The organism is Geodermatophilus poikilotrophus (genome assembly GCF_900111455.1).
Taxonomy (GTDB): domain Bacteria; phylum Actinomycetota; class Actinomycetes; order Mycobacteriales; family Geodermatophilaceae; genus Geodermatophilus; species Geodermatophilus poikilotrophus.
Genome location: NZ_FOIE01000001.1, coordinates 404,877 through 419,146, shown reverse-complemented (window position 1 = coordinate 419,146; position 14,270 = coordinate 404,877). Strand labels below are relative to the sequence as shown.

The 14,270-nt window shown below is 74.3% G+C and carries 14 protein-coding genes; all 14 read left to right on the top strand.

Annotation, left to right across the window (positions count from 1 at the left end):
* Nucleotides 1-6: 6 nt before the first annotated feature.
* Nucleotides 7-525: a phage tail protein gene (locus BMW27_RS01880; RefSeq protein ID WP_091438209.1), complete on the top strand. Its 519-nt coding sequence runs from the start codon at nt 7-9 to the stop codon at nt 523-525.
* Nucleotides 526-529: 4 nt separating this feature from the next.
* Complete coding sequence (locus tag BMW27_RS01875; RefSeq protein ID WP_091438206.1) at nt 530-1,249, top strand: T4 family baseplate hub assembly chaperone; 720 nt, start codon at nt 530-532, stop codon at nt 1,247-1,249.
* Between the two features lie 782 nt (nt 1,250-2,031).
* Nucleotides 2,032-2,229 carry a hypothetical protein gene (locus BMW27_RS23160; RefSeq protein WP_175486287.1) on the top strand — a complete coding sequence of 66 codons (198 nt, stop codon included), beginning with the start codon at nt 2,032-2,034 and terminating at the stop codon, nt 2,227-2,229.
* Entirely contained in the window at nt 2,229-3,476 is a 1,248-nt protein-coding gene (locus tag BMW27_RS01865) for a Pvc16 family protein (protein WP_175486286.1), read from the top strand. The genes BMW27_RS23160 and BMW27_RS01865 overlap by 1 nt, the downstream gene beginning before the upstream one ends.
* Nucleotides 3,473-5,722 (top strand): ATP-binding protein, encoded by a 2,250-nt coding sequence (locus tag BMW27_RS01860; RefSeq protein WP_091438197.1) that lies wholly within the window; start codon nt 3,473-3,475, stop codon nt 5,720-5,722. Before BMW27_RS01865 ends, BMW27_RS01860 begins: the two co-directional genes overlap by 4 nt.
* The gene (locus tag BMW27_RS01855) at nt 5,719-6,033 is read left to right on the top strand and encodes a hypothetical protein (RefSeq protein ID WP_091438194.1); all 315 of its coding nucleotides are present in this window, start codon (nt 5,719-5,721) and stop codon (nt 6,031-6,033) included. The genes BMW27_RS01860 and BMW27_RS01855 overlap by 4 nt, the downstream gene beginning before the upstream one ends.
* Nucleotides 6,030-6,692: a hypothetical protein gene (locus tag BMW27_RS01850; RefSeq protein ID WP_091438192.1), complete on the top strand. Its 663-nt coding sequence runs from the start codon at nt 6,030-6,032 to the stop codon at nt 6,690-6,692. The genes BMW27_RS01855 and BMW27_RS01850 overlap by 4 nt, the downstream gene beginning before the upstream one ends.
* Nucleotides 6,689-7,057 carry a LysM domain-containing protein gene (locus BMW27_RS01845; protein WP_217638013.1) on the top strand — a complete coding sequence of 123 codons (369 nt, stop codon included), beginning with the start codon at nt 6,689-6,691 and terminating at the stop codon, nt 7,055-7,057. The genes BMW27_RS01850 and BMW27_RS01845 overlap by 4 nt, the downstream gene beginning before the upstream one ends.
* Entirely contained in the window at nt 7,054-8,190 is a 1,137-nt protein-coding gene (locus tag BMW27_RS01840; protein ID WP_217638012.1) for a hypothetical protein, read from the top strand. Before BMW27_RS01845 ends, BMW27_RS01840 begins: the two co-directional genes overlap by 4 nt.
* Nucleotides 8,187-8,738 carry a phage baseplate assembly protein V gene (locus BMW27_RS01835; RefSeq protein WP_217638011.1) on the top strand — a complete coding sequence of 184 codons (552 nt, stop codon included), beginning with the start codon at nt 8,187-8,189 and terminating at the stop codon, nt 8,736-8,738. Before BMW27_RS01840 ends, BMW27_RS01835 begins: the two co-directional genes overlap by 4 nt.
* Nucleotides 8,739-8,750: 12 nt before the next feature.
* Nucleotides 8,751-9,092, top strand: coding sequence for a hypothetical protein (locus tag BMW27_RS01830; RefSeq protein WP_091438189.1), 342 nt, complete (start codon nt 8,751-8,753; stop codon nt 9,090-9,092).
* Between the two features lie 3 nt (nt 9,093-9,095).
* Nucleotides 9,096-9,458, top strand: coding sequence for a GPW/gp25 family protein (locus BMW27_RS01825; protein WP_091438185.1), 363 nt, complete (start codon nt 9,096-9,098; stop codon nt 9,456-9,458).
* Nucleotides 9,455-12,796 (top strand): baseplate J/gp47 family protein, encoded by a 3,342-nt coding sequence (locus BMW27_RS01820; RefSeq protein WP_091438182.1) that lies wholly within the window; start codon nt 9,455-9,457, stop codon nt 12,794-12,796. The genes BMW27_RS01825 and BMW27_RS01820 overlap by 4 nt, the downstream gene beginning before the upstream one ends.
* 158 nt (nt 12,797-12,954) lie before the next feature.
* On the top strand, nt 12,955-14,270 hold a 1,316-nt coding region (locus BMW27_RS23155; RefSeq protein WP_217638010.1), incomplete at its 3' end, for a hypothetical protein.

The following is a 14,270-nucleotide window of genomic DNA, read 5'->3' as shown; positions in this document are numbered from 1 at the left end:
GCGACGATGGCGCAGTTCAACGTCAACGTCCACCGCTTCGACCCGTACAAGAACTTCAAGTTCCGGGTCAGGTGGGAGGGCCGGAACGTCGCCGGCATCAGCAAGGTGAGCGCCCTCAAGCGGACGACGGAGGTGGTCGAGCACCGCGAGGGCGGCGACCCCAGCAGCAGCCGCCGGGCTCCCGGCCGGACCAAGTACGAGGCGATCACCCTCGAACGCGGCGTCACGCACGACGTCGAGTTCGAGCAGTGGGCCAACAAGGTGTGGCACTACGGCAACGGGCTCGGGCAGGAGATGTCGCTCAAGGACTTCCGGCGCGACATCCTGATCGACCTCTACAACGAGGCCGGCCAGGTCGTGAAGACCTTCAAGGTCTACCGCTGCTGGGTCTCGGAGTTCCAGACGCTGCCGGACCTCGACGCCAACGCCAACGCGGTCGCCATCGAGACGATCAAGCTCGAGAACGAGGGTTGGGAGCGCGACCTCGACGTGCCCGAGCCCTCCGAGCCGACCCTCAACCAGTGACGCCATGCACGCCGCCGACCTCGTTGCCGCATGGGAGGAGGGACGGGGCCGGACGCCCGGTCGCCGCGGCCTGTCCCTCCTCGGGCTGCTCGGGGTGGACGCCGCCCGACGGCCAGGCCTGAGCGTCGGCCAGCGCGACGCGCTGCTCCTGGACCTGCGCGGACAGCTCTTCGGTCCCGCCGTCGTGGCCGTCACCTCCTGCCCCGGGTGCGGCGAGCGGGTGGAGCTGGGTTTCGACGTCGACGACGTGCGGGTGCCCCCGCCCGGCGACCCGACGGAGACCTTCGAACTCCGCCACGACGGCTACACCGTGCGGGCCCGGCCGCCGACGGCCGGCGACCTCGTCGCGCTGGAGACCGCCCGGTCGGCCCCGGAGGGACGCGCGGCGCTGCTCGGCCGCTGCGTCCTCAGTGCCCGCTGCGGCGACGCGGACGTCACGCCCGCCGAGCTCCCCGACGGGGTGCACGCGGAACTGGCGGCCCGCATGGCGGAGGTCGACCCGCAGGCTGACACCCGGCTGGCGCTCAGCTGCCCGACCTGCGGCCGGGCCTGGGCGGCGACCTTCGACATCGTCTCGTTCCTGTGGCAGGAGCTCGACGACTGGACCCGGGGCCTCGTCCAGGACGTCCACGGCCTCGCCTGGGCCTACGGCTGGTCCGAGGCCGACATCCTCGCCATGAGCCCGGCGCGCCGGTCCCTCTACCTGGACCTGGTCCGGCGATGACGGACTTCCTCGGCTCCCTCGTCGCGCGCAGCGTGGGCCCACGGGAGGAGCTGGCGCCTCGACCGCGGGCCCGGTTCGAGCCGGCGGTCGCCCCGATCACGACGGGCGCAGACATCCCGGACGACGACCTCGTCGAGGCGCAGGACGAAACGCGACGGCAGCCGCACCACGGTCCCGGTCCCGGTGCCCGTGGATCTGCAGGGCCCGCGTCGCCGGCTCCCGGTCAGGCGTCGCGGGAGCCGGGGGAACCGCATGTCCCGCCCGCCGTGCGGTCCCCGGAGCGGGTCGAGCGTCGGGCGCCGGTCACACCGGCACCGGCACCGGTCGAGGACGGCCCGGCGCCCTCGACCCCTGCGGTGACCGCGGCCCGGGACAGCGGGGTCCGGCCGCCGGTCACCGGGGACGCACAGGACCTGCCGGAGGCGACCGCACGTCCCCCGGCGGCGCCGGCGGCAGCGGTGGCTCCCCCGAGGGCGCCGGGCGACGTGCCTCCGCCACCGCCGTCGCCACCGCGCGCGGGGCCGCCGGCACCGCGGCGCCCGGGCGACGAGGCCCCGGCGGCGCCCGACCCGGCACCGTCCGCGCAGTCCTCACCGGTCGAGCCGACCCGGCGGGAGCCGACGGCACCACCGTCCTCTCCGCGCGCCCGGAGGACCCCCGCCCCGCCGGCCGAGGCACCGGTGGAGCGACGACCGGGGGGCTCCACCGACGTCCGGCCGGGGCCACCGGCGCCGCCGGTCCGGGTCAGGGAGGTCGGAGAGGATGCCGCACCGGGGGGATGGTTGCGGCCCCCGGCGCCCGACCAGTTCCGCGCCCACCGCGAGGAGACGGGGACCCGGGACGAGGTCGTCGTCGAGGTGACGATCGGGCGGGTCGAGGTGCGCAGCCGGCCCACCGCGCCCGCGCCCGGGCGGCGACCCGTCCCGGCTCCCGGCGTCCTGCCGCTCGCCGAGTACCTGGCGCGGCGGGGAGGCCGCTGATGGCCAACCACCTCGCCATCGCGACGGTCACCGAGGCCCTGAGACTCCGACTCGCCGGGGCCATCGGGGCGGAGGTCGCCGGTGCCGACGTAGCGGCGCGGCGCCCGCAGGCGACGGACGGCGACGCGCGCAGCCAGGTGACCATCTTCCTCTACCGCATCACCCCCAACGCCGCGCTGCGCAACGAGGACCTGCCGACCCGGGGATCCGACCCCACGGAGGTCCGTAGGCGTCCACGCGCGGCCGTCGACCTGCACTACCTGCTGAGCTTCTCCGGCGACGAGGAGCAGCTCGTGCCTCAGCGGATGCTCGGGACCTCGCTGGCGGCCCTGCACAGTGCGCCGGGCCTGAGCCGGGCGGAGCTGGCCGCAGCCAGCCAGGGCGAACCGTGGCTGACCGAGTCGGACCTCGCCGAGGAGCTGGAGTCGGTGCACTTCTCCCCGGGGGACCTGAGCCTGGACGACATGTCGAAGGTCTGGTCGACCTTCCTCCAGGTGCCCTATCGCCTCTCGGTCGCCTACGGGGCCAGCGTCGTCCTCATCGAGGCGCCCGTGGCGACGCGGGAACCGCTGCCGGTGCAGCAGGGCGGCGTCGACGCCGTGGCCGCCCGGCAACCCGTCGTCGACCGGGTCCGTCCCGGCGGCGGCGACGCGGCCGCCGGTGCGCCGTCGGAACTGGAGGTCCTCGGCCGGAACCTCCGCGGCCCGTCCACCGCCGTCCGCTTCGACGGCGGTGACCCCCGGCCGGTCACCACGGTCACCGACACGCGGATCGTCGTGCCCGCCGCGGGGCTCCCGGCCGGGGTCCACGTGGTGCAGGTGGTGCACCGGGTGGCCATCGGGGTGCCCCCTTTGCCGCACGACGCGGTCGAGTCGGCAGGGGTCTCCTTCGTGCTGCGGCCGGCGGTCACGGCCACGTTCGAGCCCGCCGCGGGGCCGTCGCCGGATCCCGCAGCCGGGGCCGTCGTGGTCGAGTTCGCGCCGTCCCTCGCCGCCGGGCAGCGGGTCGTCCTGATGCTCAACGAACACCTCGACCCCCTGCCGAGCGGGCGGACGCTGGGCTTCCACCGGCTGGAGCCGGAGGCCGTCCCGTCCGCGGGGGCCACCACCCTGCGGTTCCGGCGCGGCACCGTACCGGCCGGGACCTACCTCGTCCGTGTCCAGGTGGACGGGGCCGAGAGCACCCTCGACCTCCGCCGTGGCGGGACCCCGCCGTCGGCCCCGACCCCACAGGTGACCCTGCCATGACCACGACAGACCTCCGGGACACCGACGACCGGTTGATGGACGCCACCATGACCTGGCTGAGGGCGGTCCTCGTCCCGCCCCGGCAGCACGGGCACGCCCCCGCCGCGGTGGACCCGGAGTCCCCCGCCTACGCCCCGACGTCCGGCCGCCTCTGGGGTCGTCGGCCGCCCCCCCGTCCGGAGTTGGTCGTCCCCGACCCGGAGCCGGAGGACCGGCGGGGGGCGGCGCGGCGGGCGCGGCGGCGGCTCGAGGAAGCCCTGGCAGCCCAGCCCAGACCGCGGTTCACGCGCCTCTGCGACGCCCTGGGCCTGCGCCCCTTCGAGCAGGACGTGGCTCTGCTGTGCCTCGCGCACGCCGTGAGCACCGAGATAGCGGCCCTGTGCCGGGCGATGCCCGAGAGCGCGGCCGGCGCCCCGACCTTCGCCCTCTCCCTGAGCCTGGCCATGGACGACGAGTTCGACGCGGCGTCGCCCGAGCGCAGAGCGGAGATGACCCGGATCGCCGCCGTCCCGGAGTGGGCGGCGCTCGGACCGGACCGCCCGCTGCGTTCCTGGCGCCTGGTCGACATCATCCAGGGGCCGGCTCAGGCCCTCGTGAGCAGTGCCCTGCGGATGGACGAGCGGATCGTCGACCACGTGCGGGGCCGGGACTACGTGGACGACCGGCTCGCGCCCGTCCTCGACGCCCTGCACGCCGACCGGCGCGACACCGTGGTGAGCCCGGCCCAGCGGAGCCGTCTCGACCTCGCGCTCGACCACCTGCGCCGCCTGCCGCCCGGCAGCGACCGGCTGCTGGTCCAGATGCCCGGCGGCGACAGCGCCACCAAGCGGCTGTTCGCCCATCGGATAGCCGGGGCGGTCGGTCTCGACCTGTGCCGGCTGCCGGTCGCGCAGATCCCCCCCGGTGTGGACCTGGCGGTCCTGGTGGACCTGTGGAACCGGGAGACCCGGCTGCAGGGCGTGGCCCTGCTCGTGGAAGCCGACTCCGCCACCGAGGAGGCCACCCGGGTGCTGGGGCGCCTGCTCACCCGGCTGGTCGGTCTGGTGTTCCTCGACGTGCGCGAACCCCTGTCGCAGCAGGACACCACGTTCGTCCTCGACGTGAGCCGCCCGCGGGCCGCCGAGCAGCGCTCGATGTGGGAGGAGGTCCTCGCCGGGACCCCGGGGGAGTGGCCCGAGCGACTGGCCGGGCAGTTCGACCTCAACGCCGGGGAGATCGCCGACGTGGCCGACGAGGTCGGCGACGACGGGGCCGGCGCCTGGGACACCTGCCGGCTGCGGGTCCGCCCCCGCCTCGAGGGCCTCGCCCAGCGGATCGTCACCGAGACGAGGCTCGCGGACGTCAAGCTCCCCGAGCGCGAGCAGCGCCTCCTGGAGCAGGTCCGCGACCAGGCACGCCATCGGGTCCGCGTCTACGACGAGTACGGGTTCCGGTCGCGGCTCTCCCGCGGGCTCGGGATCACCGCCCTCCTGGCGGGCGAGAGCGGCACGGGCAAGACGATGGCGGCCGAGGCCCTCGCGAACGAGCTCCGGCTCGACCTCTACCGCATCGACCTGGCCAGCGTGGTCAGCAAGTACATCGGGGAGACCGAGAAGAACCTCCGGCAGGTGTTCGACGCGGCCGAGCAGGGCGGCTCCGTCCTGCTCTTCGACGAGGCCGACGCGATCTTCGGCAAGCGCAGCGAGGTGCAGGACAGCCACGACCGGTACGCCAACATCGAGGTCAGCTACCTCCTCCAGCGCATGGAGGCCTACCGGGGGCTGGCCATCCTGACCACCAACATGAAGGCCGCCCTCGATCCCGCCTTCCTGCGGCGCCTGCGCTTCGTGATCGCCTTCCCGTTCCCCGGGCCGGTCGAGCGCGAGCGGATCTGGCGGGCAGTCTTCCCGGAGGACACCACGCCCGACCCCGAGACGGGCCAGGTGGGGACTGCGGGGGGGCCGCGGCGCTGGCAGGTGCCCGGGGTCGACCGGCTGGACATGGTCGCGCTGGCCCGTCCCGGTATGACCGGCGGGCAGATCCGCAACGTCGCGCTCAACGCCACCTTCCTGGCCGTGGCCCGTGACGGAGCCGTCACGATGGAGCTGCTGGAGGAGGCGGCCCGCCAGGAGCTCCGCAAGAGCGGACGCCCCTTCGTCGCGGCCGACTTCGCGGGCTGGGTCACGCGTCCGGACCGGCCGGCCGACGCGCACCGGACGGAGCTCGACGGGGTGCGTGAGCCGGTGCTGGTGGGGAGGCCGTCGTGAACCTGCGCGTGCACATCCAGCGCCTCGTGCTCGAGGACCCCACGGCCGACCTCGACCGTGCGGCGCTGGCCAGGGCCGTCGAGGGCGAGCTCGCCCGGCTGCTCCGCTCCACACCGCCGGCCCCGGACCTCACCGTCCGGACCGTCGTGCCGGCACTCCGCGGTGGGGACCTGGGGGCGCCGGCCGCGCACCCGGAGGCGCTCGGCCTCCAGATCGCGGCGGCCGTCCACGCCGGCCTGGCGAGCGGACGGCGGCCAGCGGCGACACCGGCGGATGCCGGTCCCCGAACGCCGGGGAGGACGGCGCCGTGACCGCGTTCCCGGCGATCGCCCCCCGCATCCTCAAGGGGGGCATCGCCCAGATCGACCCGGACTCGGGTCGGGTCATCCGCATCATCGCGCTGCAGTACAACCCCGAGACGCTCAGCCGGTCCTTCCAGGCCCAGGCCGTGGGTGCCGACGGCGGCACCGACCGCTCCCAGGCCCTGCGGCTCAAGGGACCGGCGATCGAGACCTACAAGCTCGACGCGGAGATCGACGCCGTCGACCAGCTCGACGACGGCGACGCCCTGGTCGGCCGCTTCGGCATCCAGCCGCACCTGGCCTCGCTCGAGCTCCTCGTGTACCCGACCAGTGCGCAGCTGCGGGACCAGCACGCGGCCGCCGCCCGCGGAGAGCTGCAGATCGCCCCCCTCGAGGCCCCGCTGACGCTGTTCATCTGGAGCACGAGCCGGGTCGCTCCGGTCCGGGTCACCGACTTCAGCGTCAACGAGGAGTTCTTCGACACCCGACTCAATCCCATCCGGGCCAAGGTCACCCTCGGCATGCGCGTCCTCAGCGTCAGCGACCTCGGGCACGACCACCGGGGCGGGGGCCTCTACCTGCGCTACCAGCAGGAGAAGGAGCGCCTGGCGGCCAGCGTCCCCGGGGCCTCACCCGCCCTCCTGGGACTGCGGGAGGTGCCGACGTGACGATCAACGAGCAGGAGCAGCGGCTGCGGGACCTGCTGCAACCGGCCCCGGCAGCCGTCGTGTCCCCGACCAGCCGGTACGCCGCCGTCGGTACCGCGGTGTTCGACCCAGACGGCGAGCGCCCGATCGTGTACCTCCTGCGCCGTCTCGTCCCGCGCCCCGAACGGCTGCTGCAGCGGGACACGTACGCGGTCAGCGCCGGTGACCGCACCGACCGCATCGCGGCGGCGGTGTTCGGCGACCCGGAGCTCTTCTGGCGGCTGTGCGACGGCAACCGCGCCGTCTTCCCCGAGCAGCTGGTCCAGGAGCCCGGCCGCCGGCTGCGGGTCACCGAACCCGAGGGCACCCCGGGAGCCGCATCGTGAGCGGCCCCGTCACCCTCTCCCTCTACCTGGGGCCGGCCGTGCCCCTTCCCGCGCCCCGTGTCGTGGTCGAGGCCCTCACCGAGGTGACCGTGACCGCGGGCAGCGGGGAGAGCGACGGCTTCGAGCTGAAGTTCAGCCTGGGCAGCGAGGCGTCCGTGCTGCAGACCGCGTTCCTGCTCTCGGGCGGCGCCGTCCCCGCTCTCCTCCGGGTGGTCCTCGCCGCCGGCGTCCGCGGCTCGGCCGACGTCCTCATGGACGGCGTCGTGACACAGACCCAGATCGCGCCCGACACCGGGTCGGGACCCACCCAGCTGATCGTCAAGGGCCGCGACATCAGCCAGGTGATGGACAACGTCGACCTCAGCGGGCTCTTCCCGTACCCGGCGATGCCCATCGAGGCCCGGGTGGCGCTGATCCTCGCCAAGTACGTGGTCCTGGGCGTCGTGCCCCTGATCGTGCCGACGCCGACGGTGGACCTGAACAACCCGCTCGAGCGCATCGACCAGCACTGGGGCACCGACCTGGCCTACCTGCGGGAGCTGGCCGACATGGTCGGCTACACCTTCTACGTCGAGCCCGGACCCGTCGCCGGCGCCAGCGTCGCCTACTGGGGGCCCACCCTGCGGGTCGGACCGGTGCAGACGGCGCTCAACGTCGACATGGACGTCGAGACCAACGTCGAGTCGATCAGCTGCAGCTTCGACCACGACTCCGCCGGCATGCCGATCGTCAACGTCGAGAACCCCGTCACGCGGCTCCCGGCGATCCCCGTGCCGGTCGGTCTTGTCAACCCGCTGGACCCGCCCCTCGGGCTCATCCCCCCGATCCCCAAGAAGTTCGACATCGTCGCGGACACCGCGTTCAAGAGCTTCCCGCGCGCCCTGATGCAGGCCTGGGCCGACCAGGCGGCGACCAAGCGTTCCGTCTCGGCGCAGGGGAGCCTCGACGTCCTGCGCTACGGCGAGGTCCTCCGGCCGCGCCGCCTCGTCGGGCTGCGGGGCGTGGGCACCGCCTTCGACGGCCTCTACTACACCCAGCAGGTGACCAGCACCCTGCGGCGGGGGGAGTTCAAGCAGGCCTTCACGCTCGTGCGCAACGGACTGGTCTCGACCGTCGGAAGGATCCCGGTGTGAGCATCACGACAGCTGCCGGTGCCGCTGCCCGGCGCGCCAAGAAGCAGTACCTCGGCAAGTACCGGGGGGTTGTCCTGCAGAACATCGACCCGATGGGCATCGGCCGGCTCCAGGTCCAGGTCATCGGGGTCTTCACCGTCACGTCCAGCTGGGCGATGCCGAGCTTCCCCGTCGCCGGCTTCCAGACCGGTGCCGTCGCCGTGCCGCCGATCGGCGCGGGGGTGTGGGTCGAGTTCGAGCGCGGCGATCCCGACTACCCGATCTGGACCGGCTGCTACTTCAGTACCCGGGCGGAGGTCCCCCCGCTGGTCCAGCTGGTCCCTCCACCGATCCCGGCCATGACGCTGCAGACGCCCCTGAAGAACGCCATCCAGGTCAGCGACGCCCCGCCGACGCCGGTGACCGGGGGAGTCGTGCTGCGCAGCACCACCGGCGCGTCGATCGTCGTCAACGACTCCGGCATCTTCCTCTCGAACGGCAAGGGCGCTTCCATCGCGATGGTCGGCAAGGTCGTCACCGTCAACACCGGCGCTCTCGTCGTCATGTAGGGGGACGACGACATGCCAGGCTTCCTGCTGACCGTCGGGTCTGGGGTCCAGTGCACCCACGCGGGCGCCGCGACCGCGCAGACGGCCAACGCCCGCGTCCTCACGGCCGCCGGCCCGGTGGTGACCGCCGCCGACGTGCACCTGGTCGCCGGCTGCCCCTTCACGGTGCCGGGCCCGAAGCCGCAGCCGTGCACCACGATCCGCTGGGTCCCGGCCACCCGCGTGCTCGTCAACGGGCAGCCGGCGGTCGTCCAGGTGCCCGGCACCGGCCAGGGCGTGTGCCAGAGCCCCGAGCAGATCCCGCAGGGACCGCCGCTCATCACCGCCGTCCAGGCCCGCGTGCTGGGGGTGTGACCGGTGTACGTCGACTTCCCCTGGAGCTACGACGGCCGCGGCCGCACGGCCGAGACCACGCGCGCCGACCACGTCCGCGACCTGCTCGTCCTGACCGCCCTGACCGAGGCCGGCGAGCGGGTCAACCGGCCCGGGTTCGGCTGCGGACTGCGCCAGCTGGTCTTCGCGCCGAACAGCGCCGAACTCGCCGCCGCGCTGCAGTTCACGATGCAGGGCGCCATCGAGCGCGAGCTGGGCGACGTCCTGACCCTGCGTGCGATGCAGGTCACGAGCGAGGACGCGATCCTCGACGTCTCGGTCACGTACGTCCTGCGTGAGACGGGGGCGGAGGAGACGGTCACGGTGCGGCGGGAGGCAGGGCCGTGAGCGACCTCCCCGTCCGCTGCCGCACGGACCGTCGGCGGCCGCGGGTCCGGGCCTCCGGGCGCACCAACGGCATCGACTACGTGGAGGTCGAGGAGCGCGAGGGCCGCGTCGAGCTGCACCTGTCCCTCCTGCGCTCGCTCCCGCCCGACGATGCCGACACCGCCCTGTTCGCAGCCGAGAACATCGAGATCACCGGGGGTCCGGCCGACGCCGACGTGGAGGTCGGTGAGCCGGACTTCCGGCGGGCCCCGGACCCCGCTCGCGACGACGTCGCGGTCGTCGAGGTGGCCGGGCTCGGCCCCCGGTCGCGCTACACCCTCCGCCTCGTCGACACCCCGACCCGGCCGCTCGCCGACATCGACCCCCGCTACCGGACGGCGGACTTCACCCTGGCGGCCGGCCGGCCCACCGACGTCGACTGCCTCCCCGCCGAGTGCGGGACCCCGCCGTCGTCCCCACCGGACCTCGACCACCTGGCGAAGGACTACGCGAGCTTCCGCCGGCTGCTCCTCGACCGCCTGGCCGTCACGCTGCCCGGCTGGGACGAGCGGCACGCTGCGGACCTGTACCTGACCCTGGTCGAGGTCCTCGCCTACGAGGCGGACCGGCTCAGCTACGCGCAGGACGCCGTCGCGACCGAGGCCTACCTCGACACGGCCCGGTTGCGCACCTCGGTGCGTCGGCACGCGCGGCTGGTCGACCACGTCCTGCACGAGGGGTGCAACGCGCGGGCGTGGGTGTGCCTCGAGGTCCAGGGGGACCCGGTCGTCGACGCGGACGCGCTGTCCTTCACCACCCGGCCCGCGGGCATACCCACCGACAGCGCCACCATCACCCCCGAGGACCTGCTCCGCGCGCCGCGGCACAGCTACGAGGTCTTCGAGCCGTGCCTGCCGACCGGCCGCGCACGGATCACCGCCCACGACGTGACCGACCCGTGGCTGGTCGCCGGTCGCATAACGACCGGCGGGGACCCGGCCCTGGACCACGTGCGGGGGACCCTGTCCGAGGACGAGCGGCGGCTCCTCGGGCAGGACGACCACGAGGACGAGCAGCTACCCGCTCTGGCCACCGTGATCGGTCGGCGGCTCGACGCCCTGCTGCAGGACGTCGGCCTGGTCCACCGTGCCCCCGGAGGGGTGGACCGCGCGATCTCCCGCCACGGCACGCTCAACGCCCTCACCGGCGGGCGGCTCGCCACGAACAACCGGGACGAACTGGCGCGGTTGTTCCCCGAGGGCCTGGTGTCCCCGACGCAGCTCCGGCTCCACCAGGGGCACAACGAGATCCCCCTCTACACGTGGGGCTACACCGAGTGCTGTCTCCCAGCCGGAGCGACGTCCGCGACGCTGCAGGACACCCGCGACCCGGAGTCCGGCACGCGCGGGCTGCGCCACCTGCGGCCCGGTGACGTACTGGTCCTCGAGGAGGTGCTGGGCCCTCGCTCCGGGGTGGCGGCCGACGCCCGTCCCACCCAGCGGCACGCCGTCCGGCTCACGGCCGTCCAGCCCGGCGTGGACGAGTTGCGCGGGGTGCCGGTGGTGGCGGTGTCCTGGGACCGGGCGGACGCTCTGCCCTTCCCGTTGGTCCTCTCGGTGATCGGCCCCCCGCCGGAGTGCGCGCTGATCGAGGACGTGACGGTCGCCCGGGGCAACGTCGTGCTGGTCGACCACGGCGAGACCGTGCGGGGACCCGGCGAGGTGCGGCTGCTCGACCGGGGACGCACGGTCGTCGCCGTCCCCTTCGTGCCACCGCACGAGGTCGTCCCGGCCGGCGAGGTCGAGCTGTGCTGCACAGGGGACGGCGCACCGGCCGAACGCCCGTCCCGCGATCCCGACTACGAGCCGGTGCTGCCGCGGTCGCCGTTGGTCTTCCGCGAACCGCTCCAGCCCGACGCGTCGGCGCGCGCCGCACTGGAGCAGGACCCACGGCGGGCCGTCCCCGCCCTCGCCGTCTTCGGCCCGGTGACCGGACCGCACCCGGCCCCGGACGTCGTCGAGCGCCTGGGGGCCGTGGCCGGTACCCGGCCGACGGGGGTCCGCTACCGGCGGTGGGCGCCGCGGCGGGACCTGCTGAGCAGCGGACCCGACGACCGGCACGTGGTCGCCGAGGTGGACGACGACGGCGTGGCGCACCTCCGCTTCGGCGTGGAGACAGGCGCCCGCCCCACGCCGGGGACCCGCATGCTCGTCGCCTTCCGCACCGGCGGCGGCTCGGCCGGCAACGTCGGCGACGGCGCCATCCGCCACGTCGTCCCCCACGGGGGCCTGTCCGGTGGCCGGGTCCTCGCGGTGTCGAACCCGCTGCCGGCCTCGGGCGGCACCGACCCCGAGCCGCTGGACCAGGTGCGGCTGCTCGCGCCGCACGCGTTCCGCGCGCACCTGGAGCGCGCCGTGGTGGCCGAGGACTACGCGGCCATCGTCCAGCGCGACTTCCCCCAGGTCCAGCGGGCGGTCGCCACGGTCGGTGTCACGGAGGGCCGGACCGAGGTCGTCGTACGGGTGGACCCCCTCGGCACGTCGGCGGACGAGCCCGACCTCCTCCGGCTGATCGAGCAGCACCTCGGCCGGTACCGGCGGATCGGGCACACGGTGCGGGTGCAGCAGAGCACCTACCGGTCGATCGAGCTGGTGGTGGTGGTCCGCGCGCTCCCCGGGCACCAGCCGGGTGCGGTCCGCACGGCGGTGCAGGACCGGCTGGGCAACCGCATGCTCCCTGACGGCACCCGCGGCCTCTTCCACCCGGACGCCTTCACGTTCGGCCAGCCCGTCCCGATCAGCGTGGTCCTCGGGGCGGTCCACCGGGTTCCCGGCGTCGCCACCGCGGCGGTCACGCGCCTGCGGTTCCAGGGCGTCGGCCAGGACCTCCCGGACGGCGACGTCCTGCAGGTCGGGCCCGACGAGGTCGTGCAGTTGGACAACGACCCCGACCACCCCGACCACGGGTCGCTGACCGTCCGGCTGCAGCCCACGTACCGGGCCATCGACCTGGTGGTGGAGATCAGCGTGCTCCCCGGGCACCAGCCGGACGCGGTGCGCGCCGCGGTGCAGGAGCGGCTGGGCAACCGCACGCTGCCGGACGGCACCCGCGGCTTCTTCCACCCGGACGCGTTCACGTTCGGCCAGCCCGTCCCGATCAGCGCGGTCCTCGAGGCGGTCGAGAGCGTGCCCGGCGTCGCTGCCGCGAAGGTCACGCGCCTGCGGTTCCGGGGGACCGCTCAGGAGCTCCCGTCCGGCGACGTCCTCCGCGTCGCGCGCGACCAGGTCGTCCGGCTGGACGACGACCCCGACCGCCCGGAGCACGGGACCCTGACCGTCAGACTGGAGGGGGAGTCGTGATCGTCTGCTACGGCACCGAGGGCGTCGGGTGTGGCTGCGGACGCGCACCGGAGCTCGGCTGCGGGCGCTGCCCGTGCCCGGAAGGGCCCCCGGCCAACCCCCCGGGCGCCGGGTCGATCGCGCTCACCCGGACCGCCCATCCCGACGCCTGGGACCGGATGCGACAGCGGCTGTCCGCCGCGGACCTCCCCGCCCTCCGGGCCCTCACCGCCCGGCGTCCCGACCCACCGCTGGACCCTGCGCTGGCCCTCCTCGACGCCTGGGCCTGCCTGGGGCACGTCCTCGGCTTCTACGGGGACCGGCTCGTCAACGAGCACTACCTGCGCACGTGCCTGAACCGCCGGTCCGCCGTGGAACTGGGGCGGTTGGTCGGGTACGCGCCACGTCCAGGCGTGGCCGCCGACGTGCACCTGGCCTTCACCCTCGACGACCTGGACCCCGAGGCCGAGCTGGAGGTCCCCGCCGGGACGCGGGCCTACAGCCAGCCCGGGCCCGGGGAGACGATGCAGCCGTTCGAGACCGTGGAGCGGCTGACCGGGCGGCCCCGGTGGAGCCTCATGCACCCTCGGCGCACCGGTCCGCAGCGTCTCAGCGTCGAGGACCTCAAGCCGGAGCCTGCCAGCGACGAGACGCAGGCTGCCTCCGGCAAGCAGCCCCCGACCCTCCACCTCCAGGGCACCGCGACCGGATTGAGCAAGGGGGACAGCCTCCTCGTCGAGATCGGCGGCACCCACCGCCAGCGGGTCACCGTCGCTGCCGTCGAGGCGCTGTTCGAGGAGGACCGCACCAGGGTGGTCCTGGAGCGGCAGGAGACGCGCGGTCCGGCCCGGGACCCCGTGATCGTCGGCACCGGGCTCCTCCAAGCGCTCCTCAAGCCACCGGCATCGACCGTCAGCGACCCCGCGCAGCTGAAGCCCGACCCGGACCAGCTCTTCCAGCCGGACTCCTACGCCGCCTACGGCCTGGTGGCCGGGGCCTACCCCCAGCTGCGCGGGCTGCTCAGCGTGGCGCTCGGCGGCACGACCCACGCGGACCCGACCGGTGACGTGAAGGTCTACGCGATGAGGGTGAAGGCCTCCCTCCATGGCCACAACGCACCGTTGATCGCGCACGTGAACCCGAAGACCCGGCTGGTCGACCACTACCTGGAGTGGAACGACGACGGGACGGGCCCGGCTGGCGACGGGGAGGCGCCGTCGCTGCCCGGAACCCTAAAGCCTCTCGAGGGGACGTACCTCGCACTCGACGGGGTCTACGACGGCATCCTTCCGGAAAGCTGGATCGTCATCGACCCGCCTACGAAGGGTGATAAGGCGAACGGCCTGCACCAGGTCAAGCAAGTCCGCACGGTCACGCGCAATGCGTTCAACCTGCCGGCGCGGGTCACCCTCCTCACGCTGAAGGCCGACTGGCGCGGCGGTGGTGAGGGCCAGGGCGGTGGTGAGGGCCAGGGCGGTGGTGAGGGCCAGGGCGG